The organism is Mesorhizobium sp. M0571 (assembly GCF_040320985.1).
Classification (GTDB): domain Bacteria; phylum Pseudomonadota; class Alphaproteobacteria; order Rhizobiales; family Rhizobiaceae; genus Mesorhizobium.
The window spans coordinates 1-21,362 of record NZ_JAMYQT010000070.1; the positions used below are offsets into that span (position 1 = coordinate 1).

35 protein-coding genes and 1 pseudogene are annotated in these 21,362 nt (G+C 61.8%); all 36 read left to right on the forward strand.

What is annotated here, in order from left to right:
* A partial coding sequence (locus NKI85_RS34520; protein ID WP_152536282.1) for an EF-Tu C-terminal domain-related protein occupies positions 1–102 on the forward strand: 102 nt, incomplete at its 5' end.
* 63 nt (positions 103–165) lie between these two features.
* Complete coding sequence (gene rpsJ / locus NKI85_RS34525; protein WP_006205468.1) at positions 166–474, forward strand: 30S ribosomal protein S10; 309 nt, start codon at positions 166–168, stop codon at positions 472–474.
* Positions 475–570: 96 nt separating this feature from the next.
* Positions 571–1,299: a 50S ribosomal protein L3 gene (rplC, locus tag NKI85_RS34530; protein WP_023675141.1), complete on the forward strand. Its 729-nt coding sequence runs from the start codon at positions 571–573 to the stop codon at positions 1,297–1,299.
* Positions 1,299–1,919, forward strand: coding sequence for a 50S ribosomal protein L4 (gene rplD / locus NKI85_RS34535; protein WP_023675140.1), 621 nt, complete (start codon positions 1,299–1,301; stop codon positions 1,917–1,919). Before rplC ends, rplD begins: the two co-directional genes overlap by 1 nt.
* Positions 1,916–2,209 (forward strand): 50S ribosomal protein L23, encoded by a 294-nt coding sequence (locus tag NKI85_RS34540; protein ID WP_027026959.1) that lies wholly within the window; start codon positions 1,916–1,918, stop codon positions 2,207–2,209. The genes rplD and NKI85_RS34540 overlap by 4 nt, the downstream gene beginning before the upstream one ends.
* A 22-nt stretch (positions 2,210–2,231) precedes the next feature.
* Positions 2,232–3,065 carry a 50S ribosomal protein L2 gene (gene rplB / locus NKI85_RS34545; protein WP_023675138.1) on the forward strand — a complete coding sequence of 278 codons (834 nt, stop codon included), beginning with the start codon at positions 2,232–2,234 and terminating at the stop codon, positions 3,063–3,065.
* A 16-nt stretch (positions 3,066–3,081) separates the two neighbouring features.
* Complete coding sequence (gene rpsS, locus NKI85_RS34550) at positions 3,082–3,360, forward strand: 30S ribosomal protein S19 (RefSeq protein ID WP_006205463.1); 279 nt, start codon at positions 3,082–3,084, stop codon at positions 3,358–3,360.
* Positions 3,361–3,362: 2 nt separating this feature from the next.
* The gene (gene rplV, locus NKI85_RS34555) at positions 3,363–3,752 is read left to right on the forward strand and encodes a 50S ribosomal protein L22 (RefSeq protein ID WP_006205462.1); all 390 of its coding nucleotides are present in this window, start codon (positions 3,363–3,365) and stop codon (positions 3,750–3,752) included.
* Complete coding sequence (rpsC, locus tag NKI85_RS34560; protein WP_095488567.1) at positions 3,752–4,477, forward strand: 30S ribosomal protein S3; 726 nt, start codon at positions 3,752–3,754, stop codon at positions 4,475–4,477. Before rplV ends, rpsC begins: the two co-directional genes overlap by 1 nt.
* 27 nt (positions 4,478–4,504) lie before the next feature.
* Complete coding sequence (gene rplP / locus NKI85_RS34565; RefSeq protein WP_006205460.1) at positions 4,505–4,918, forward strand: 50S ribosomal protein L16; 414 nt, start codon at positions 4,505–4,507, stop codon at positions 4,916–4,918.
* 13 nt (positions 4,919–4,931) lie between these two features.
* Positions 4,932–5,132: a 50S ribosomal protein L29 gene (rpmC, locus tag NKI85_RS34570; RefSeq protein WP_006205459.1), complete on the forward strand. Its 201-nt coding sequence runs from the start codon at positions 4,932–4,934 to the stop codon at positions 5,130–5,132.
* A gap of 11 nt (positions 5,133–5,143) precedes the next feature.
* Positions 5,144–5,383 carry a 30S ribosomal protein S17 gene (gene rpsQ / locus NKI85_RS34575; protein ID WP_023675136.1) on the forward strand — a complete coding sequence of 80 codons (240 nt, stop codon included), beginning with the start codon at positions 5,144–5,146 and terminating at the stop codon, positions 5,381–5,383.
* 83 nt (positions 5,384–5,466) lie between these two features.
* Positions 5,467–5,835: a 50S ribosomal protein L14 gene (gene rplN, locus NKI85_RS34580; RefSeq protein ID WP_006205457.1), complete on the forward strand. Its 369-nt coding sequence runs from the start codon at positions 5,467–5,469 to the stop codon at positions 5,833–5,835.
* Positions 5,836–5,847: 12 nt separating this feature from the next.
* The gene (gene rplX / locus NKI85_RS34585; protein WP_254817150.1) at positions 5,848–6,162 is read left to right on the forward strand and encodes a 50S ribosomal protein L24; all 315 of its coding nucleotides are present in this window, start codon (positions 5,848–5,850) and stop codon (positions 6,160–6,162) included.
* A complete protein-coding gene (rplE, locus tag NKI85_RS34590; protein WP_008875670.1) occupies positions 6,155–6,733 on the forward strand; it encodes a 50S ribosomal protein L5 in 579 nt (192 codons plus the stop codon). The genes rplX and rplE overlap by 8 nt, the downstream gene beginning before the upstream one ends.
* 27 nt (positions 6,734–6,760) lie before the next feature.
* Positions 6,761–7,066, forward strand: a complete 306-nt coding sequence (rpsN, locus tag NKI85_RS34595; protein ID WP_352532394.1) for a 30S ribosomal protein S14 — start codon at positions 6,761–6,763, stop codon at positions 7,064–7,066.
* Positions 7,067–7,078: 12 nt separating this feature from the next.
* Positions 7,079–7,477 (forward strand): 30S ribosomal protein S8, encoded by a 399-nt coding sequence (rpsH, locus tag NKI85_RS34600; RefSeq protein WP_006205453.1) that lies wholly within the window; start codon positions 7,079–7,081, stop codon positions 7,475–7,477.
* A 90-nt stretch (positions 7,478–7,567) separates the two neighbouring features.
* On the forward strand, positions 7,568–8,101 hold the full coding sequence (rplF, locus tag NKI85_RS34605; protein ID WP_023675133.1) for a 50S ribosomal protein L6: 534 nt from the start codon (positions 7,568–7,570) through the stop codon (positions 8,099–8,101).
* Between the two features lie 87 nt (positions 8,102–8,188).
* Positions 8,189–8,548: a 50S ribosomal protein L18 gene (rplR, locus tag NKI85_RS34610; protein ID WP_023675132.1), complete on the forward strand. Its 360-nt coding sequence runs from the start codon at positions 8,189–8,191 to the stop codon at positions 8,546–8,548.
* A gap of 154 nt (positions 8,549–8,702) precedes the next feature.
* Complete coding sequence (gene rpsE, locus NKI85_RS34615; protein WP_006333394.1) at positions 8,703–9,266, forward strand: 30S ribosomal protein S5; 564 nt, start codon at positions 8,703–8,705, stop codon at positions 9,264–9,266.
* Between the two features lie 24 nt (positions 9,267–9,290).
* A complete protein-coding gene (gene rpmD / locus NKI85_RS34620) occupies positions 9,291–9,488 on the forward strand; it encodes a 50S ribosomal protein L30 (RefSeq protein ID WP_006205449.1) in 198 nt (65 codons plus the stop codon).
* 22 nt (positions 9,489–9,510) lie between these two features.
* Entirely contained in the window at positions 9,511–9,984 is a 474-nt protein-coding gene (rplO, locus tag NKI85_RS34625) for a 50S ribosomal protein L15 (protein WP_023717522.1), read from the forward strand.
* Between the two features lie 191 nt (positions 9,985–10,175).
* Entirely contained in the window at positions 10,176–11,516 is a 1,341-nt protein-coding gene (gene secY, locus NKI85_RS34630) for a preprotein translocase subunit SecY (RefSeq protein WP_023717523.1), read from the forward strand.
* Complete coding sequence (locus tag NKI85_RS34635; protein WP_352532310.1) at positions 11,513–12,124, forward strand: adenylate kinase; 612 nt, start codon at positions 11,513–11,515, stop codon at positions 12,122–12,124. The genes secY and NKI85_RS34635 overlap by 4 nt, the downstream gene beginning before the upstream one ends.
* A gap of 198 nt (positions 12,125–12,322) precedes the next feature.
* A complete protein-coding gene (gene rpsM / locus NKI85_RS34640) occupies positions 12,323–12,691 on the forward strand; it encodes a 30S ribosomal protein S13 (protein ID WP_006205445.1) in 369 nt (122 codons plus the stop codon).
* A gap of 143 nt (positions 12,692–12,834) precedes the next feature.
* Positions 12,835–13,224: a 30S ribosomal protein S11 gene (gene rpsK, locus NKI85_RS34645; RefSeq protein WP_006205444.1), complete on the forward strand. Its 390-nt coding sequence runs from the start codon at positions 12,835–12,837 to the stop codon at positions 13,222–13,224.
* Between the two features lie 184 nt (positions 13,225–13,408).
* On the forward strand, positions 13,409–14,419 hold the full coding sequence (locus NKI85_RS34650; RefSeq protein ID WP_023675128.1) for a DNA-directed RNA polymerase subunit alpha: 1,011 nt from the start codon (positions 13,409–13,411) through the stop codon (positions 14,417–14,419).
* A gap of 96 nt (positions 14,420–14,515) precedes the next feature.
* Positions 14,516–14,947 carry a 50S ribosomal protein L17 gene (gene rplQ, locus NKI85_RS34655; RefSeq protein ID WP_023675127.1) on the forward strand — a complete coding sequence of 144 codons (432 nt, stop codon included), beginning with the start codon at positions 14,516–14,518 and terminating at the stop codon, positions 14,945–14,947.
* A gap of 193 nt (positions 14,948–15,140) precedes the next feature.
* On the forward strand, positions 15,141–16,628 hold the full coding sequence (locus NKI85_RS34660) for a DegQ family serine endoprotease (RefSeq protein WP_352532308.1): 1,488 nt from the start codon (positions 15,141–15,143) through the stop codon (positions 16,626–16,628).
* A gap of 43 nt (positions 16,629–16,671) precedes the next feature.
* Positions 16,672–17,982: a replication-associated recombination protein A gene (locus NKI85_RS34665; protein WP_352532306.1), complete on the forward strand. Its 1,311-nt coding sequence runs from the start codon at positions 16,672–16,674 to the stop codon at positions 17,980–17,982.
* Positions 17,983–18,118: 136 nt separating this feature from the next.
* On the forward strand, positions 18,119–18,949 hold the full coding sequence (locus tag NKI85_RS34670; RefSeq protein ID WP_352532304.1) for an aspartyl/asparaginyl beta-hydroxylase domain-containing protein: 831 nt from the start codon (positions 18,119–18,121) through the stop codon (positions 18,947–18,949).
* Between the two features lie 26 nt (positions 18,950–18,975).
* Entirely contained in the window at positions 18,976–19,362 is a 387-nt protein-coding gene (gene crcB / locus NKI85_RS34675) for a fluoride efflux transporter CrcB (RefSeq protein WP_352532302.1), read from the forward strand.
* A gap of 65 nt (positions 19,363–19,427) precedes the next feature.
* Positions 19,428–19,859 (forward strand): fluoride efflux transporter CrcB, encoded by a 432-nt coding sequence (gene crcB / locus NKI85_RS34680; RefSeq protein WP_352532312.1) that lies wholly within the window; start codon positions 19,428–19,430, stop codon positions 19,857–19,859.
* On the forward strand, positions 19,856–20,194 hold the full coding sequence (locus NKI85_RS34685) for a DUF190 domain-containing protein (protein WP_352532300.1): 339 nt from the start codon (positions 19,856–19,858) through the stop codon (positions 20,192–20,194). Before crcB (NKI85_RS34680) ends, NKI85_RS34685 begins: the two co-directional genes overlap by 4 nt.
* Before the next feature lie 62 nt (positions 20,195–20,256).
* The gene (locus NKI85_RS34690) at positions 20,257–21,237 is read left to right on the forward strand and encodes an RluA family pseudouridine synthase (protein ID WP_352780345.1); all 981 of its coding nucleotides are present in this window, start codon (positions 20,257–20,259) and stop codon (positions 21,235–21,237) included.
* A gap of 5 nt (positions 21,238–21,242) precedes the next feature.
* Positions 21,243–21,362 (forward strand): annotated as a pseudogene (locus NKI85_RS34695) (EamA/RhaT family transporter); the annotation flags it as partial.

Consider the following 21,362-nt stretch of genomic DNA (forward strand, 5'->3'; position numbering starts at 1 on the left):
GAGCTGATCGTGCCGATCGCCATGGAAGAGAAGCTGCGCTTCGCCATCCGTGAAGGCGGCCGCACCGTCGGTGCCGGCATCGTCGTCACCATCAAAGAGTAATTTGGACTTAAACCGATCTGTCGCGGGCGCTGCCCGCGCCGCGCCAGAACAAGGAAGTGACGCATGAACGGACAGAATATCCGCATCCGCCTGAAGGCGTTTGATCACCGGGTGCTCGACGCCTCGACACGGGAAATCGTGTCGACCGCCAAGCGCACCGGCGCCAACGTCCGCGGCCCCATTCCGCTGCCGACGCGGATCGAAAAGTTCACGGTCAACCGGTCGCCTCACGTCGACAAGAAGAGCCGCGAGCAGTTCGAGATGCGCACGCACAAGCGTCTGCTCGACATCGTCGACCCGACCCCGCAGACGGTCGACGCTTTGATGAAGCTCGACCTGGCCGCCGGTGTCGACGTCGAGATCAAGCTCTAAGGAACCAGAGGTCAGCGGGGCGACCCGGAACTCTGAAGGAACAAGAGGCGTGGAGGGGCGACAGCCCCGACAGGGAACTCTAAAGGAATTGAACCGATGCGTTCAGGTGTGATTGCAAAGAAGGTGGGAATGACCCGCATCTACAACGATGCCGGGGAACATGTTCCCGTCACTGTTCTCCAGATGGAGAACTGCCAGGTCGTGGCGCAGCGCACGCAGGAGAAGAACGGCTATACCGCCGTCCAGCTCGGCGTTGGCCTTGCCAAGGTGAAGAACACGTCGAAGGCGATGCGCGGCCATTTCGCGACCGCTTCCGTCGAGCCCAAGGCCAAGGTTGCCGAGTTCCGCGTCTCCGCCGACAACATGATCGATGTCGGCGCCGAGATCACCGTCGAGCATTTCGTCGTCGGCCAGAAGGTCGATGTGACGGGAACCACGATCGGCAAGGGTTTCCAAGGCGTCATCAAGCGGCACCACATGGGTGGCGGCCGCGCGACGCACGGCAACTCGGTGTCGCACCGTACACACGGCTCGACCGGCCAGCGCCAGGATCCGGGCAAGGTGTTCAAGGGCAAGCATATGGCCGGCCACATGGGCGACACCCGCGTCACCACACAGAATGTCGAGGTCGTCTCGACCGACGCCGATCGCGGCCTGATCCTGATCCGCGGTGCGGTCCCGGGTTCGAAGGGTGCATGGATCCTGGTCCGCGACGCGGCCAAGGTGGCGCTACCGGCCAATGCGCCGAAGCCCGCTGCGATCCGCGCCGTTGCGACCGATGGTGCCGCCACGAACGAGGCCCCGGCCACAGAGGGAGCGGAATAATGGATCTCAAGATTACGACGCTTGGCGGCAAGGACGCCGGCAAGCTGAAGCTCTCCGAAGAGATTTTCGGCCTTGATCCGCGCGAGGACATCCTGCAGCGCGTCGTGCGCTGGCAGCTTGCCAAGAAGCAGCAGGGCACACACAAGGCCAAGGGTCGCGCGGAAATCGCCCGCACCGGCGCCAAGATGTACAAGCAGAAGGGTACGGGCCGCGCCCGTCACCATTCGGCTCGCGCTCCGCAGTTCCGCGGCGGTGGCAAGGCCCACGGCCCGGTCGTGCGCAGCCACGAGCACGATCTGCCGAAGAAAGTGCGTGCGCTCGGCCTCAAGCATGCCCTCTCGGCCAAAGCCAAGAGCGCGTCGATCATCATCATCGACGAGCTGAAGCTGACCGAGGCCAAGACCAAGGCGCTGATCGCGAATTTTGCGACGCTGGGCCTGAGCAACGCCCTGGTGATCGGCGGCGCCGAGCTTGACAAGAATTTCAAGCTGGCGGCGACCAACATCCCGAACATCGACGTGCTGCCCATTCAGGGCATCAACGTCTACGACATTCTGCGCCGCGGCACGCTGGTCCTTTCCAAGGCCGCCGTCGAGGCTCTCGAGGAGCGCTTCAAATGACCGACCTTCGTCATTACGACGTGATCGTCTCGCCGGCGATCACCGAAAAGTCGACCATGGCTTCCGAGCAGAACCAGGTCGTCTTCAACGTAGCCAAAAAGGCATCGAAGCCGGAAATCAAGGCCGCCGTCGAAGCGCTGTTCGGGGTCAAAGTGACGGCCGTGAACACGCTTGTCCGCAAGGGCAAGATCAAGCGCTTCCGCGGCACGATCGGCCGCCAGAGCGACGTCAAGAAGGCGATTGTGACGCTGGCCGAAGGCCAGTCGATCGACGTCGCGACGGGTCTCTGAGCAAGGTCGCGAGGACAGAACGATGGCACTGAAAAAATTCAACCCGGTAACTCCGAGCACCCGCCAGCTGGTCATCGTCGACCGTTCGGGCCTCTATAAGGGCAAGCCCGTCAAGGGCCTGACCGAAGGCCTGACCAAATCGGGCGGCCGCAACAATTACGGCCGTATCACGGCCCGCTTCATCGGTGGTGGTCACAAGCGCACGTACCGCATCATCGACTTCAAGCGCCGCAAGTTCGACGTCGTCGGCACGGTCGAGCGTATCGAATACGATCCGAACCGCACCGCCTTCATCGCGCTGATCAAGTATGACGATGGCGAGTTGTCCTACATCATCGCCCCGCAGCGTCTGGCTCCCGGCGACAAGATCGTGGCCGGCGAATCGGTCGACGTGAAGCCGGGTAACGCGATGCCGCTGGCTTCGATGCCGGTCGGCACGATCGTCCACAATATCGAGCTGAAGCCCGGCAAGGGCGCTCAGGTCGCTCGTTCGGCCGGTGGCTATGGCCAGCTTGTCGGCCGCGACCAGGGCATGGCGATCCTGCGCCTCAACTCGGGTGAGCAGCGTGTCGTTCACGGCTCTTGCATGGCCACCGTCGGTGCCGTGTCCAACCCGGACCACGGCAACATCAATGACGGCAAGGCTGGCCGCACCGTGTGGCGTGGCAAACGTCCGCACAATCGCGGTGTGACCATGAACCCGGTCGACCATCCGCATGGCGGCGGCGAAGGCCGCACCTCGGGTGGCCGCCATCCGGTTTCGCCCTGGGGCAAGCCGACCAAGGGCAAGAAGACGCGGTCCAACAAGGCGACCGACAAGTTCATCCTGCGCTCGCGCCATCAGCGCAAGAGCTAAGAAGAGGTAACGCCAAGTGACTCGTTCGATTTGGAAAGGCCCCTTCATCGACGGCTACCTTCTGAAGAAGGTGGACAAGGTTCGTGAAGGTGGTCGCAATGAGGTGATCAAGATGTGGAGCCGCCGCTCCACCATCCTGCCGCAGTTCGTCGGCTTCACCTTCGGTGTCTACAACGGCCAAAAGCACGTTCCCGTCTCGGTGAACGAGGACATGGTCGGTCACAAGTTCGGTGAATTCGCTCCGACCCGGACCTATTACGGTCACGGCGCGGATAAGAAGGCGAAGAGGAAATAATCATGGGCAAGGCCAAAGCTCCGCGCAGGCTTGCTGACAACGAAGCGCGCGCCGTGTTGCGCACGATCCGTATCAGCCCGCAGAAGCTGAACCTGGTTGCCGCGCTGATCCGCGGCAAGAAGGTCGCGACAGCGCTTTCCGACCTCGAATTCTCGGCCAAGCGGATTTCCGGCACGGTCAAGAAGACGCTGGAATCGGCGATCGCCAACGCGGAAAACAACCACGACCTCGATGTCGATGCGCTGATCGTGGCGGAAGCCTATGTCGGCAAGTCGATCGTCATGAAGCGGTTCCATGCCCGTGGCCGTGGTCGCGCCAGCCGTATCGAGAAGCCGTTCTCGCACCTCACGATCGTTGTTCGTGAAGTCGAAGAAAAAGGGGAGGCCGCATAATGGGCCAGAAAGTCAATCCGATCGGTCTGCGTCTCGGCATCAACCGTACCTGGGATTCGCGCTGGTTCGCGAACACCGGCGAGTACGGCAAGCTGCTGCACGAGGACATCAAGATCCGCAAATATCTTGAGAAGGAACTCAAGCAGGCTGCGATCTCGAAGGTCGTGATCGAGCGTCCGCACAAGAAGTGCCGCGTCACCATCCATGCGGCGCGTCCGGGCCTGATCATCGGCAAGAAGGGCGCCGACATCGAGAAGCTTCGCAAGAAGCTGATGGAGATGACGAAGTCCGAGACGCATCTGAACATCGTCGAAGTGCGCAAGCCGGAGATCGACGCGACCCTGGTCGCCCAGTCGATCGCCCAGCAGCTCGAGCGCCGCATCGCGTTCCGCCGCGCCATGAAGCGCGCCGTCCAGTCGGCGATGCGCCTCGGTGCCGAAGGCATCCGCATCAACTGCGCCGGCCGTCTCGGCGGCGCCGAGATCGCGCGCATGGAATGGTACCGCGAAGGCCGCGTGCCGCTGCATACGCTACGCGCCGACGTCGACTACGGCACGGCCGAGGCGCATACGGCGTACGGCATCTGCGGCGTCAAGGTCTGGGTGTTCAAGGGCGAGATCCTCGAACACGACCCGATGGCTTCGGAGCGCCGCGCCACCGAGGGCGATCATGCGCATGGCGGTGGTGGTGAGCGCGAACGCGGTCGCCGTCGCGAAAACGCGTAAGACAGTTAGGAATTTGGAGTTAGAACGATGCTGCAGCCAAAGCGCACAAAATTCCGCAAGCAGTTCAAGGGCCGCATCCACGGTACCGCCAAGGGCGGCACCAACCTGGATTTCGGTGGTTTCGGGCTGAAGGCGCTTGAGCCGAACCGCGTCACCGCACGCGAGATTGAGGCGGCCCGCCGCGCGATCACCCGCGAGATGAAGCGCGCCGGCCGCGTCTGGATCCGTATCTTCCCGGACGTGCCGGTGACGTCGAAGCCGACCGAAGTCCGCATGGGCAAGGGCAAGGGCGCGGTCGATTACTGGGCGGCGCGCGTCAAGCCGGGTCGCATCATGTTCGAGATCGACGGTGTCAACGAGGAAACCGCCCGTGAGGCGCTGCGTCTCGGCGCGGCCAAGCTCTCGGTCAGGACGCGCTTCGTACAGCGCATCGCAGAATAAGGACGGGCTGATCATGAAAGCCGAAGACATCCGGACCAAGACCCAGGACCAGCTGACCGACGATCTGGCCAGCCTGAAGAAGGAGCAGTTCAACCTGCGCTTCCAGAAGGCCACCGGCCAGCTCGAGAAGACCGCGCGCGTGAGGCAGGTCCGCAAGGACATTGCGCGTATCAAGACCATCGCTGCGGAAAAGTCCGCGGCTAAGAAGGCTTAAGGACGAAAACCATGCCAAAGCGCATTCTGCAGGGCACCGTCGTCAGCGACAAGAACGAGAAGACGGTTGTCGTCAAGGTCGAACGGCGCTTCACGCATCCCGTGATGAAGAAGACCGTGCGCATGACCAAGAAGTACAAGGCGCACGACGAGAACAACGCCCACAAGGTCGGCGATCAGGTGTTCATCCAGGAATCGAAGCCGATTTCCAAGGACAAGCGCTGGGTCGTGGTGTCTTCGGACCAGGCCTGATCAGGGCGAACGAAAACGAATTTTGGACAGACCGGGGAAGGGTGAGAAACCCATCCCGTTAGAAAAGAAGAAGGCGGCCAGTCATGATTCAGATGCAAACAAACCTCGACGTCGCGGATAATTCCGGCGCCCGTCGTGTCATGTGCATCAAGGTGCTGGGCGGCTCGAAGCGGAAATACGCTTCCGTGGGCGACATCATCGTGGTGTCGATCAAGGAAGCCATCCCGCGCGGCCGCGTCAAGAAGGGCGATGTGATGAAGGCGGTCGTGGTTCGCACGGCCAAGGACATCCGCCGCCCGGACGGCAGCGTGATCCGTTTCGACAAGAACGCAGCCGTTCTCGTCGACAACAAGAAAGAGCCGATCGGCACGCGTATCTTCGGACCGGTTCCGCGCGAACTCCGCGCCAAGAACCACATGAAGATCATCTCGCTCGCGCCTGAAGTGCTGTAAGGAGCTGGACCAATGCAAAAGATTAGAAAAGGCGACAAGGTCGTCGTGCTGGCCGGCAAGGACAAGGGCCGTTCGGGCGAAGTCCTCTCGGTACAGCCGAAGGACGACACCGCGCTGGTGCGCGGCGTCAACCTGATCCGTCGTCACCAGAAGCAGTCCCAGTCCCAAGAGGGCGGGATCATCACCAAGGAAGCGCCGATCCAGCTGTCGAACATCGCGCTGGCCGACCCCAAGGATGGCAAGCCGACCCGCGTCGGCTTCATCTTCCAGAAGGACGGCAAGAAGGTGCGCGTCGCCAAGCGCTCGGGAGAAGTCATCAATGGCTAAGGCTCAAACCAAGCAGGCAACTGCCCAGAACACGCCGCGCCTCAAGCAGGTCTACAACGAGACCATTCGCAAGGCGCTGCAGGAGCAGTTCGGCTACGAGAACGAGATGCAGGTTCCGCGCATCGACAAGATCGTGCTGAACATGGGCGTCGGCGAGGCGACCGGCGATTCGAAGAAGCCTTCGATCGCGGCGGAAGACCTTGCGATGATCGCCGGCCAGAAGGCCGTCGTCACCCGCGCCCGCAACTCGATCGCCGGCTTCAAAGTCCGCGAAAAGATGCCGATCGGCGCCAAGGTCACGCTGCGCAAGGAACGCATGTACGAGTTCCTCGATCGTCTCGTGAACATCGCACTGCCGCGCGTCCGCGACTTCCGCGGGCTCAACCCGAAGAGCTTTGATGGCCGTGGCAACTATGCCATGGGCATCAAGGAACACATCGTGTTTCCGGAGATCAACTACGACAAGGTTGATCAGATCTGGGGCATGGACGTCATCGTTTGTACGACTGCGAAGACGGACGACGAAGCCAGGGCATTGCTCAAGGCCTTCAACTTCCCCTTCCGCCAGTAACGGCAGCGAGAAAAGGAAAAATCTGAAATGGCAAAGACCAGCTCAGTCGAGAAAAACAACAGGCGTCGCAAGCTTGCGGACCAGTTCGCTGCCAAGCGCAAGGTGCTCAAGGCGATCATCATGGATCAGTCCAAGCCGATGGAAGAGCGCTTCCGCGCCCAGCTGAAACTTTCGGCGATGCCGCGCAACTCGGCCAAGACCCGCATCCGCAACCGCTGCGAAGTCACCGGACGTCCGCGTGCCTATTATCGCAAGCTCAAAGTATCGCGCATCGCGCTTCGTGATCTCGGCAATAACGGCCAGATCCCGGGCCTGGTCAAGTCGAGCTGGTAAGGAGGACATAACATGTCATTGAGCGATCCTCTCGGCGATATGCTGACCCGCATCCGCAACGCGTATGGCCGCAAGAAGTCGAGCGTTTCGACGCCGGCCTCGCGCCTGCGTACCCGCGTCCTCGACGTGCTGAAGGCTGAAGGCTATATCCGCGATTACAGCCAGACCGACTTCGACAACGGCAAGTCCGAAATCGAGATCGAGCTGAAGTATTTCGACGGTGCGCCGGTGGTGCGCGAAATCGCCCGTGTCTCGAAGCCGGGCCGCCGCGTCTACGTTTCGGCCAAGTCGATCCCGCACGTCGCCAACGGCCTCGGCATCGCCATCCTTTCGACGCCGAAGGGCGTGATGGCCGACCACGAAGCGCGCGAACAGAATGTCGGCGGGGAAATCCTCTGCCAGATCTTCTGATCTGACGTGTGACCCCAGTTGGAATCCGGTTTTCGGGATCAAGTCCCGAAAACCGAGACCTGAAACAAGAGAAGTGACGAGGACAACAAAATGTCTCGTATTGGAAAGAAACCCGTTTCGCTGCCGCAGGGCGTGACCGCGACCGTCAACGGCCAGACCGTGACGGCGAAGGGCCCCAAGGGCGAGCTGAAGTTCGTGGTGAACGACGAAGTGCTGGTCAAAATGGAAGGCAGCGAGATCGCTGTCCAGCCGCGCGACCAGACCAAGACCGCCCGCTCCAAATGGGGCATGTCGCGCACGCAGATCGTCAATATCCTGCAGGGCGTCAAGGACGGCTTCGAAAAGAAACTCGAGATCACCGGCGTCGGCTATCGTGCCGCCATGCAGGGCAAGAACCTGCAGCTGGCGCTCGGCTTCAGCCATGACGTCGTCTACGAAACGCCGCAGGGCGTGACGATTTCGGTGCCGAAGCCGACGGAAATCACTGTGACCGGCATCGACAAGCAGCAGGTCGGACAGGTTGCCGCCGAGATCCGCGAGTATCGCAGCCCCGAGCCCTACAAGGGCAAGGGTGTCCGCTATGCTGGCGAGAAGATCGTCCGCAAGGAAGGCAAGAAGAAGTAATTTTAACGCCGCGGGGAGCGGTCGCGGGAGGCGCTTCGCCTACCGCATATGGCGGCCCCCGTTTTTTGAAGGCAAGGAACTGATATCATGGGCTCGAAAGAATCCACCCAACGCCGCGCTCAGCGCGTCCGCCGCCAAATCAAGAAGGTCGCCGGCGATCGTCCGCGCTTGTCGGTCCACCGCACGTCGAAGAACATCTACGTCCAGGTGATCGATGACGCCAAGGGCCACACCATCGCCGCTGCTTCGACGCTCGAGAAGGAGCTCAAGGGTTCGCTCAAGACCGGCGCCGACACCGCGGCCGCAGCTGCGATCGGCAAGCTGATCGCCGAGCGCGCCTCGAAGGCCGGCGTCAAGGAAGTCGTCTTCGACCGTGGCGCCTACATCTATCACGGCCGCGTCAAGGCGCTGGCCGAGGCTGCCCGTGAAGGTGGTCTGAGCTTCTAAAGCATGATCCCGAACCGAAGGTCAGGGCAGCAAAAAGTTGCAGACTTTTCGGATAAGATCATGCGAAGGAAAAATAGTTTTCGCCCCCGGCGACCCACAGAGGCGCCGGATCTCATCATCAACCGTGCTTCCGGAAAAAAACAAGGAACAGGATATGGCACAGGAACGTAGGGATGGCGGCCGCGGCCGTGATCGCGAAGAGCGCGACGACGGGATGGTCGACAAGCTCGTCCACATCAACCGTGTCGCCAAGGTCGTCAAGGGCGGCCGGCGCTTCGGCTTTGCAGCACTCGTCGTCGTCGGCGACCAGAAGGGCCGCGTCGGCTTCGGTCACGGCAAGGCGCGCGAAGTGCCGGAAGCGATCCGCAAGGCGACCGAATCGGCCAAGCGCGACATGATCTTCGTGCCGCTGCGCTCGGGCCGCACGCTGCACCATGACGTCGAGGGACGCTGGGGCGCGGGACGCGTTCTGCTGCGCGCCGCCAAGCAAGGTACCGGCATCATCGCCGGCGGCCCGATGCGCGCCGTCTTCGAGACGCTCGGCATGCATGACGTGGTCGCCAAGTCGATGGGTTCGTCGAACCCCTACAACATGGTTCGCGCCACTTTCGACGCGCTGAAGAGCCAGATGCATCCGAAGGATGTGGCTGCTGCGCGCGGTATCAAGTATTCGACCCTTCAGGCCCGCCGCGGCACCGCCGTTGCGGCTGAAGAATAGTCGACGCTGACCAGGGATCTGACCATGGCCAAGAAAGCAACCAAGACCATCACCGTCGAGCAGATCGGTTCGCCGATCCGCCGGCCGAAGGAGCAGCGCGCGACGCTGGTCGGCCTCGGCCTCAACAAGATGCACAAGCAGCGCACGCTGGAGGATACGCCCTCCGTGCGCGGCATGATCGCTGCCGTCCAGCATCTCGTCCGCGTCGTGGACGAGGGCTGAACCAGAGCGCAGGAGAACCCAGATGAAACTCAACGATCTGCGTGACAAGGACGGCGCGACGCATTCCAAGAAGCGTCTTGGCCGTGGCATCGGTTCCGGTTCGGGCAAGACCGCCGGTCGCGGCGTCAAGGGCCAGAAGGCGCGCTCCGGCGTCGCCGTCAACGGCTTCGAGGGTGGCCAGATGCCGCTCTACCGCCGCCTGCCGAAGCGCGGCTTCAACAATATCTTCGCCAAGAGCTTCACCGTCGTGTCGCTGGCCCGCATCCAGGCCGCGCTCGATGCCAAGAAGCTCGACGCTAAGACAGTTGTGACGGCCGAGGCGCTGGTTGCGGCCGGCGTCATCCGTCGCGTCAAGGACGGCGTGCGCATCCTCTCGGACGGCGACATCAAGGCCAAGCTTGCCTTCGACGTTGCCGGTGCTTCCAAGGCCGCGGTCGAGAAGATCGAAAAGGCCGGCGGTTCGGTGAAGCTGCCTGAGAAGGCAGCCGCCGAGTAACGGCAATTTGAAGCACGGTCGGCAAAGGTGGAATTCGGTTTTGCCTGCGGTCGTGCTTTGATCCGACAGATGTGGCGGCCGCGTCAACGCGGCCGCTTGCATGTTTGCAGTCCGGAGCTTATCTCGTGAGCTTCGGTGACACGCGCCGCCTGAGCTGCGGGCATCGAGCGTGACCAAGCGGAGAATCAGGCATGGCTTCGGCTGCTGAACAACTAGCCTCGAATCTGAATTTTTCGGCCTTCGCCAAGGCCGAGGATCTGAAGAAGCGCATCTGGTTCACCATCGGCGCGCTGCTCGTTTACCGCCTTGGCACCTATATCCCGCTGCCCGGCATCAATCCCGACGCTTTCGCCCAGGCCTTCTCGTCGCAGAGCAAGGGCGTGCTCGGCATGTTCAACATGTTTGCCGGCGGCGCTGTGCAGCGCATGGCGATCTTTGCCCTCGGCATCATGCCCTATATCTCCGCTTCCATCATCATGCAGCTGATGACCTCGGTCATTCCATCGCTGGAAGCGTTGAAGAAGGAAGGCGAGCAGGGCCGCAAGATCATCAACCAGTACACGCGTTACGGCACCGTGCTTCTGGCGCTGGTCCAGGCCTATGGCATTTCGGTCGGGCTTGAGGGCGGCAACGGCATCGTCAACGATCCCGGCATGTTCTTCCGCATTTCCACCGTCGTCACGCTGGTCGGCGGCACCATGTTCCTGATGTGGCTCGGCGAGCAGATCACCGCTCGCGGCATCGGCAACGGCATTTCGCTGATCATCTTCTCCGGCATTGTCGCCGGCCTGCCGCGCGCCATCTCCGGCACGCTGGAGCTTGGCCGCACCGGCGCGCTGTCGACCGGCCTGATACTGGCGATCATCGTGCTCGCCATCGTCGTCATCGCGCTGATCGTCTTCTTCGAGCGCGCCCAGCGCCGCCTGCTGATCCAGTATCCCAAGCGCCAGGTCGGCAACCGCATGTTCCAGGGCGATACCTCGCATCTGCCGCTGAAACTCAACACCTCCGGCGTCATTCCGCCGATCTTCGCCTCGTCGCTGCTGCTGCTTCCGGCAACGGTTGCCGGCTTCTCGCAGACGACCAATATGCCTGCCTGGGCCAGCACCATCCTGGCGGCGCTCGGCCACGGCCAGCCGCTCTACATGGCCTTCTATGCGGCAATGATCGTGTTCTTCGCGTTCTTCTATACGGCGATCGTCTTCAATCCGAAGGACACCGCCGACCAGTTGAAGAAGCATTCGGGCTTCATCCCGGGCTATCGTCCGGGCGAGCGCACTGCAGATTATATTGACTATGTGCTCACCCGCATCACCGTCGTCGGCGCCATCTATCTGGTGCTGGTGTGTCTGCTGCCCGAGTTCCTGATTTCAGCGACTGGCGTACCGTTCTACCTTGGTGGCACTTCGCTCCTGATCGTGGTCAGTGTAACGCTCGATACGGTGGCCCAGATTCAGGGTCACCTGATCGCGCACCAGTATGAGGGCCTGATCAAGAAGTCGAAGCTGCGCGGGGGGAAGAAGGCCAGATGAGGTTGATATTGCTTGGACCGCCGGGGGCGGGCAAGGGGACACAAGCACTGAGACTGGTAGAAAGACACGGCATCCCACAGCTTTCCACGGGGGACATGCTGCGTGCTGCTGTTCAGGCCGGCACCGAAGTCGGCAAGCGCGCCAAGGCGGTGATGGACGCTGGCGAACTGGTGTCCGACGCTATCGTCAACGCCATCGTGGCAGAACGTATCGATCAAGCTGATTGCGCAAACGGCTTCATCCTTGACGGGTATCCGCGAACCCTGGTGCAAGCGGACGCCGTTGAGGAAATGCTGTCGGATCGCGGACTGGAGCTCGACGCGGTCATCGAATTTGTCGTCGACGACAAGGCGCTGGTTGGCCGAATCGTCAAGCGCGCCGAAGACGCCAAGGCCGCAGGCCTGCCGGTACGCAAGGACGACAGTCCAGCGGTGTTCGAAGAACGCTTGAGGGAATATTACAAGAAAACCTCGCCGCTGATCGGCTACTACTACGCCAAGGGCAAACTCAGGGGCGTCGATGGCATGGCCGGTATCGATGCGGTGACGCAGCAGATCGAGGCGGTGCTCAGGGCGACGACCCGGCAGGTTGGCCAGGCGGCCGGCTAGAGAATCGAACGATTGCGCTTGACTGGAGCGGTCCGCTGGGGTATGGCGGCCCGTCTTCCTATCAGGCATGAGGCTTGCTTGTCCGCAAGGGCAAGGCAGGCCGCTTTGAACTGGAAACTCCCGCAAGGGCCGGCCTCCACCGGACGCGGGGCAACTTGAAGCGCCGGCTCGTCCGGCCTATATGGAGAAGAGAAGAACATGGCTCGTATAGCCGGCGTTAACATTCCTACCAACAAGCGCGTCGTCATTGCGCTTCAATACATTCACGGCATTGGCAAGAAGTTCGCCCAGGAGATCGTCGACAAGGTCGGCATCCCGGCCGAGCGTCGCGTCAACCAGTTGACCGATGCGGAAGTGCTGCAGATCCGCGAAACCATCGACCGCGACTACCAGGTCGAGGGCGACCTGCGCCGCGAAGTGTCGATGAACATCAAGCGGCTCATGGACCTCGGCTGCTACCGCGGCCTGCGTCACCGCCGCTCGCTGCCGGTTCGTGGTCAGCGCACGCATACCAATGCGCGCACCCGCAAGGGCCCGGCCAAGTCGATTGCCGGAAAGAAGAAGTAATTTGTGAATGGTCAATGGTGAATAGTGAATGGTGACGAAGGCCAAGAGCCGACGTTGTGGCCATTCACCATTTTACCATTCACCATTCACCAGGTGGAGCCGCTGGCATTACGGCGGTGTAGAGATCAACTGAAAGGACTATCATGGCCAAGGAAGCCGCTCGTGTTCGCCGTCGCGAACGCAAGAACATCTCGTCGGGCGTTGCCCACGTCAATTCGACCTTCAACAACACGATGATCACCATCACCGACGCGCAGGGCAATTCGATTGCCTGGTCGTCGGCCGGAGCCCAGGGCTTCAAGGGATCGCGCAAGTCGACCCCTTTCGCTGCCCAGATGGCCGCCGAAGATGTTGCCAAGAAGGCTCAGGAACACGGCATGCGCATGCTCGAGGTCGAGGTCTGTGGACCTGGCTCCGGTCGTGAATCGGCGCTGCGCGCGCTGCAGGCAGCCGGCTTCACCATCACCTCGATCCGTGATGTGACGCCGATCCCGCACAATGGCTGCCGCCCGCGCAAGAAGCGCCGCGTCTAATGCATGTCGCCCAAAAGTGTATAGCGGTTTTGGGGCAACGACATGCATAAAAACAAAAACCTAAAGCGCGCCGCGCTTTAGAATTTACCGAACGCCGCGCGAGCGCCTCAAGGGCGCTCCTCCACGGCATTCCAGGTCGCCCGCCACGATTGGATGGTGGCGGGACAACGGAAGGAAAAGCACTATGATCCAGAAAAATTGGCAGGAACTGATCAAGCCGAACAAGATCGAGTTCTCGTCGAAGAAGAAGACGCTGACCACGCTGGTCGCCGAGCCGCTTGAGCGCGGCTTCGGCCTCACCCTCGGCAACGCGCTGCGCCGCGTGCTTCTTTCTTCGCTGCGTGGCGCGGCTGTGACCGCCGTACAGATCGACGGCGTTCTGCATGAATTCTCGTCCATCGCCGGCGTGCGCGAGGACGTGACCGACATCGTCTTGAACATCAAGGAAATCGCCATCCGCATGGAAGGCGATGGCCCCAAGCGCATGGTCGTGCGCAAGCAGGGACCAGGCGCCGTTCTCGCCGGCGACATCCAGACGGTCGGCGACGTCGAGATCCTCAATCCAGACCACGTCATCTGCACGCTGGACGAGGGCGCTGAAATCCGCATGGAGTTCACTGTCGATACCGGCAAGGGCTACGTGCCGGCCGACCGCAATCGCGCCGAAGACGCGCCGATCGGGCTGATCCCGGTCGACAGCCTGTATTCGCCGGTCAAGAAGGTCTCCTACAAGGTCGAGAACACCCGCGAGGGCCAGGTTCTCGACTATGACAAGCTGACCATGACCATCGAGACCGACGGTTCGATCTCGGGTGAGGACGCGGTGGCCTTCGCCGCTCGCATCCTGCAGGACCAGCTCGGCCTGTTCGTCAATTTCGACGAGCCGCAGAAGGAAGTCGCCGCCGAACAGGTTACCGAGCTTGCCTTCAACCCGGCCCTGCTCAAGAAGGTCGACGAGCTCGAGCTTTCGGTGCGTTCTGCCAACTGCCTGAAGAACGACAACATCGTCTATATCGGCGACCTGATCCAGAAGACCGAAGCCGAGATGCTGCGCACCCCGAACTTCGGCCGCAAGTCGCTGAACGAGATCAAGGAAGTCCTGGCGGCGATGGGCCTGCATCTCGGCATGGAAGTGCCGGACTGGCCGCCGGAAAACATCGAAGACCTCGCCAAGCGTTATGAAGATCAATATTGAGCATGATCCCGAAAAGTTGCAGACTTTTCGGACCAGATCATGCGGCTAACCAACTGAGGCTCAGGCCTCTTGAACCCGCAATGAAGGAGAAGAGCCATGCGCCACGGATTTAAAGGCCGCCGGTTCGCCCGCAGCATAAGCCATCGCAAGTCGATGTTTGCCAACCTTGCCGTGTCGCTCATCGAGCACGAGCAGATACTCACCACGCTACCGAAGGCGAAGGATTTGCGTCCGATCGTCGAGAAGCTGGTGACGCTCGGCAAGCGCGGCGATCTGCATGCCCGCCGCCAGGTGATTGCCCAGATCGGCAATGAAGGCGTCGTCAAGCGTCTGTTCGACACAATCGCGCCGCGTTATGCCACCCGCAATGGCGGCTATCTGCGCATCATGAAGGCGGGCTTCCGCCACGGTGACAACGCGGCAATGGCGGTCATCGAGTTCGTCGACCGCGACACCTCAGCCAAAGGCGCCGGCGATCGTGCCCGCATCGAGGCCGAAGGCACCGAGGAGGAAGCCGCAGCCGCATAAGGCTCGGGTTTTCCTGAGAAGTTCAAAGGGGCCAGCGGGCCCCTTTTTCTGTTGCGGAAGCTGCCGGGCAGGGCTTGTAGGTGTTTTGTGACCGGTTTTTGCGGCGACTACCCAAAATAATCGGATTTCAGCGGCTTAGCCTTTCATTTTGCACAATCGTCAGGACAATGGCGCCCGACTTGGAGGATTCGGAATGCGTGTTAAACGGCTGTCCCTTGTTCTGATCTGCGCCTTGATGGCGCTGACGGTCGTGCCGGCGGCCAGGCACGCGCTGGCGGAGGAAACCAAGACCGATCCCGGTCTGTCCGACGTGCTGACCGATCTGCTGCATGGCGTGGAAGGCGAAAACGCCACCTCCGGCCCAGACAAGCGCGTACCGTTCGGCCGCGAGGAGGTGCAGCTGTCCTTCGCGCCGCTGGTCAAGCAGACGGCGCCGGCCGTGGTCAATGTCTACGCCTCGCAGACCGCCAAGGTGATGTCGCCCTTCGACGGCGATCCGTTCTTCGAGGAGTTCTTCGGCCGCTCGCAGCCGCGCGCGCAGTCCTCGCTCGGTTCCGGCGTGCTGGTTGATCCGACCGGCGTGGTGGTCACCAATTTCCACGTCGTCAAAGACGCCGACCAGGTCAAGGTCGCGACCGCCGACGGGCGCGAATTCGACAGCAAGGTGCTGCTCAAGGATGAGACGCTCGATCTCGCCGTGCTCAAGATTTCTTCCGACAAGCCGTTTCCTGTGATCGCCATCGGCGATTCCGACGCGCTCGAGGTCGGTGATCTCGTGCTGGCGATCGGCAATCCGTTCGGTGTCGGCCAGACCACCACCAGCGGCATCATTTCGGCGGTGGCGCGCAGCCATATCGGCGTCTCCGATTCCAGCTTCTTCATCCAGACCGACGCCGCCATCAACCCCGGCAATTCCGGTGGCGCGCTGGTCAACATGGGAGGGCAGCTGATCGGCATCAACACCGCGATCTATAGCCGTAGCGGCGGCTCGATCGGCATCGGCTTTGCCATCCCTTCGAACATGGTTCGGGCTTTCGCCGATGCGGCCAAAGCCGGGCTCGACTTTTTCGAGCGGCCGTATGTCGGTGCCGAGTTCGAGGCGGTGACGCCGCAGATTGCCGAATCGCTCGGCATGGCCAAGCCGACCGGCTCGCTGGTTTCTTCGGTCGAAGAGGCGGGACCCGCGGCCAAGGCAGGGCTCAAGCCTGGTGACGTGGTGCTGTCGCTCAACGGCAAGCCGGTCGAGAGCGTCGGAGCGCTGGACTACCGGATGGCGACGCTGTCGATCGGCACTAGTGCCAGCTTCGGCGTTCTGAGCAAGGGTCAGCAGGCGACGATGGACATCGCGCTGGAACGACCGCCTGAGGGCGCCAAAGCTGCGGAACTCACATTGAGCGGTCGAAGCCCGTTTTCAGGTGCCAAGGTTGCCGAACTGTCGCCACGGCTTGCCCAGCGGCTCGGTCTGCGCACCGATGTCAAAGGCGTCACCATGGTCGACATCAACCGCGATTCGCCCGCTGCCGATTTCGGCTTCCAGCCGGGCGACATCGTGCGTGAGGTCAACGGCTTGACGATCGACAAGGCGGCAACCCTGGAACAGGTAGCCCAGCAGGATACGCGCTGGTGGCGCTTTACCGTCGAGCGCGGCGGGCAGATAATGCGCCAGGTGTTGCGTTACTGAGCCCGACCGTCAGCATGATCGGGCTCCAGGCAGAAGAAGTTGCATGGCCGATCTGTTCAGTGTCGATGAACCGGAAAAGACGCCGCCCGGCAGGCCGCTGGCCGATCGTCTGCGCCCAAAAAACCTCGGCGAGGTCGTCGGCCAGGAGCATCTGACCGGCCCCGACGGCGCGCTGACACGGCTGATCGGCTCCGGCTCGCTCGGCTCGATGATCTTCTGGGGCCCGCCCGGCACCGGCAAGACCACGGTCGCACGGCTGCTTGCCGGCGAGACAAGTCTCGCCTTCGAACAGATCTCGGCCGTGTTTTCCGGCGTCGCCGACCTGAAGAAAGTGTTCGAGGCAGCGAAGCTGCGTCGCTCCAACGGCCGCCAGACACTGCTGTTCGTCGATGAGATCCATCGTTTCAACCGCGCCCAGCAGGACAGTTTTCTGCCGGTGATGGAAGACGGAACCGTCGTGCTGGTCGGCGCCACCACCGAGAACCCGTCCTTCGAACTTAACGCCGCGCTTTTGTCGCGTGCACGTGTGCTGGTGTTTCACTCGCTCGGCGAGGAGAGCATCGCCAAACTGCTGGCGCGGGCCGAGGAGGCGGAGGGCAGGGCACTGCCGCTCGATGACGAGGCGCGGGCGATGCTCGTGCGGATGAGCGACGGTGACGGCCGCGCGGCGTTGACGCTGGCCGAAGAGGTCTGGCGTGCAGCCAAATCCGGTGAAGTGTTCGGCGCCGAGGCCCTGCAGCGCATCGTCCAGCGCCGCGCGCCGATTTACGACAAGGGCCAGGACGGCCATTACAATTTGATCTCCGCCTTGCACAAATCGGTGCGCGGCTCCGACCCCGACGCGGCACTCTATTATCTCGCCCGCATGTTCGATGCCGGCGAGGATCCGCTTTATCTAGGGCGCCGGCTGGTGCGCATGGCGATGGAAGATATCGGGTTGGCCGACCCGCAGGCGCTCGTCGTGGCCAACGCCGCCAAGGACGCCTACGACTATCTGGGCTCGCCGGAGGGCGAGCTGGCCTTCGCCGAGGCAACCGTCTATCTCGCCACCGCGCCGAAATCCAATGCCGTCTACACCGCCTTCAAGGCCGCCACACAGGCGGCCAAGGAATTCGGCTCGCTGCTGCCGCCCAAGCATATTCTCAATGCGCCGACCAAGCTGATGAAACAGGAAGATTACGGCGCCGGCTATCGCTACGACCACGACGAGCCCGACGCTTTTTCCGGCCAGGATTATTTTCCGGAGAAGATGGGCCGGCAGACATTCTACGACCCGCCCGAGCGCGGCTTCGAGCGCGATATCAGGAAGCGGCTGGACTATTGGGCGAAGCTGCGCAGCGAGCGGGAAAAATAGCCGCCAGTCGCACACTGGTGTGATCGCCGTTGTCTGGCGGGATAAAAAACCCTATCAAGATGCGCCTTCGGCCGGCGGACAGGCCAGAAACGTACCGACGATATTCAGAACGGAATCGCGCCTGGCGCGTGGAAAAATGACAAAGAAATTTCGCAAGACCCTTCGGAAGTTCGCCATAGCGATCCCACTGCTGGCGCTCGGCTTCTATTTCATTCCCATTCTGACGACGATTTTCATCGCCCTCGGCCTGATTGACGTCTTGCGCAACGACAACAAGAACTGGGCCCTGTTCAGTGGTTATTTCCTGGGCAACGGCATCTTCACCTGGCTGCTTTCGCCCTTCAATCTGCTGGTCGATCTGCTGTGCTATAGAAACCGCGGTGTCTGGAAATTGGACCAGTTTCCTCTGGACTATCAGCGCGAGGTCAACGAGGTCCTGGACGTCTTCAAGGCGCGCAAGGACGAGATCATCGCCGACATCGACGCCAATTTCGGCAGTGGCCGGCGCGGCATGTATGTCTATCAGTGGTATGGCAAGCACAGAATAGACAACGTCGCCGAATTCAACAAGGATTTCAAATACATCAAGACGATTGCGGTCTCTGTGTTCAGCGGCAGGGAATCGACTTCCTGGCACTTTGGCCCGCTCCGGCTCAGCCTGCGCATTCTCTACAACCTCATCCCGGTGAAATCGGAAGTGTTCGTCGAGTGCGGCAACAGCAAGAATTACTGGCACGAGAACCCGCTCTTCATCTTCGACGATACGCTCCTTCATCGCTCGGTCAATGAGTTTAACGGGCGCCGCTACTGCGTGTTCATGGACATCATTCGTCCATCGCCGTTTCCCGGTCTGATCTCGACACTTCTCGCCATCGTTTCGGTCAGCGTCGAGCGCATCAATTCCATGTTCTACAAGAACTGGAAGATGATCGGCTCCAGCAAGCCGAAGAAGGCCGGAAGCGCCTGATACCGTAGTCTGACCGAGGGAGAGCGATGTATCACCTGTTGCTTGTCTGCCTCGGCGGCGCGCTCGGCGGAATGGCCCGCTTCTTCCTGTCCGGCTTCATCGCCCGCCGGGTCGGCGAGACCTTTCCCTGGGGCACGATGGTCGTCAACATTTCGGGAGCCTTTGCGATCGGCGTCATCGCGCATGCGGTGGCGCGCGACGCCATGCCCGCCGTCTGGGCTTTCGCCGTCACCGGCTGCCTCGGCTGTTATACAACGGTTTCTTCGTTCAGCTTGCAGACGCTGGCACTGGCGCGTGAAGGCGAATGGCTTCGCGCGGGCGGCAATGTGGTGCTTTCGGTTTTTCTGAGCCTCGGCGGCGTGGCGTTGGGCTTTGCCGCGGGAAGTCTGCTGATCGGCAGCGGGGCGCCGTGAGCAGTCCGGGGAAGCTCCGCTCCGGCGGAACGGACGCCGCCGCGGCAGGGTCCGTTGCGCGCCGCATTGGCTGGCGCAAGACGAGCGAAACGGTTCGGTTCTATGCCACCGTCGCCGCTGGCAGCGTGATCGGCGGTGTGCTGCGGGCGCTTGCCTCATTGGCGAGCAGCGCCCTGTGGGGCAATGGATTCCCCGTTGGCACGCTCCTTGTGAACATAGTCGGCTCATTCCTCATCGGCTTCTACGCTACATTGACGGGGCCCAATGGCCGCGTCTTTGCCAGTCCGCTGCAGCGCCAGTTCTTCATCGCCGGCTTTTGCGGAGGCCTGACGACTTTCTCCGCGTTCAGCCTTGAAACCTTCACCCTGGTGCAAGGTGGAAGGCTGGCGGCGGCGGCGCTCAATATCGCGATCTCCGTGGTGGCGTGGCTTGTCGCCGTCTGGCTTGGCCACATCTTTGCAGTGCGCCTCAACCGATTGAGAGGATCCGGGCAATGAAGATACCAAGGCAGGCACAATTGCTGCGCATATTCATCGGTGAGAACGATAGGGCGGATGGCCGCCCGCTATACGAGGCAATCGTGCTCAAGGCGCGGGAAGTGCAGATTGCCGGCGCGACTGTCCTGCGCGGCGCGATGGGATTCGGCCATTCCAGCCGGCTTCACACCACGAAAATCCTCCGTCTGTCGGAGGATCTGCCACTGGTGATCGAGATCGTCGATAGCGAGGAAAAGATCGCCGCTTTCCTGCCCGTGCTTGAAACAATCATGACAAGTGGCCTGATCACGCTGGAGAAAGTTCAGGTTCTGCAATATGGAACCGACAACGAGTAATTGCGTATGAAATTGCGGGGTGCTGGCAAATGCCGCTGCATCCCGAAACAGCGATTGGAATCATGGCAGGAGTAGAACAGATCACAGTGGACGCCGGCGAGGCGGGCATGCGGCTCGACCGCTGGTTCAAGACCCATTTTCCGGGCCTCGGCTTCGGTCATCTGCAGAAGCTGCTGCGCTCCGGCCAGATCCGCGTCGACGGCGGCAGGGTGAAGGCCGATACCCGCGTCGAAGCCGGCCAGACGGTGCGTGTGCCGCCGCTCGAAGTGGACAAGAAAGGTGAAAGCCCGCTCACCGGCCATTCGATACGCAACCAGGGCGACGCCGATGTCCTGGCCAAGATGCTGATCCATGAGGATCCGAAGGTCTTCGTCTTCAATAAGCCCGCCGGTCTGGCAGTGCAGGGCGGCTCGGGGGTCACCCGCAATGTCGACGACATGCTGGAAGCCTGGCGCAACCAGAAGGGCGAGAAACCGCGCCTGGTGCACCGGCTCGACCGCGACACATCGGGTGTGCTGGTCGTCGCCCGTACAAGGCTGGCCGCCATGAAGCTTGCCGAAGCGTTCCGGGCGCGCGAGACCAAGAAGACCTACTGGGCGCTGGTCAAGGGGGTGCCGCCGAAACGCGAGGACAAGATCTCGACCTGGCTGATCAAGGAACCGACGCCCGACGGCGATCGTGTGCGCATCGCCAAGCATGGCGAAAAGGGCGCCGACCACGCCGTGTCCTACTACCGTATCATCGAGCAGGCTGCACAGACGATGACCTGGCTGGAGATGGAGCCCTATACCGGGCGCACCCACCAGCTCCGTGTCCATGCCGCCCACATCGGCTGCCCGATCATCGGTGACCCCAAATATTTCGAGGCTGACACCAATTGGGATTTTCCCGGCGGCATGCAGAATCGCTTGCATCTGCACGCGCGTCGCATCGTCATCCCGCATCCCGACAAGGGTTTTGTCGACGTCACCGCGCCGATGCCGCCACATATGCGCCAGAGCTGGAACCTGATCGGCTTCGACGACGCAAGCGCGGAGGATTAGGGCTGGTGGGCATCGCCACAGATACGCTCGACCGCCGTGACGCGGTCGACCTGGCGGCGGCCGTCATCATGGTCGGGCTGACCTTTTCCTGGGGGCTCAACTACGTCGCCGCCAAGATCTCGTAT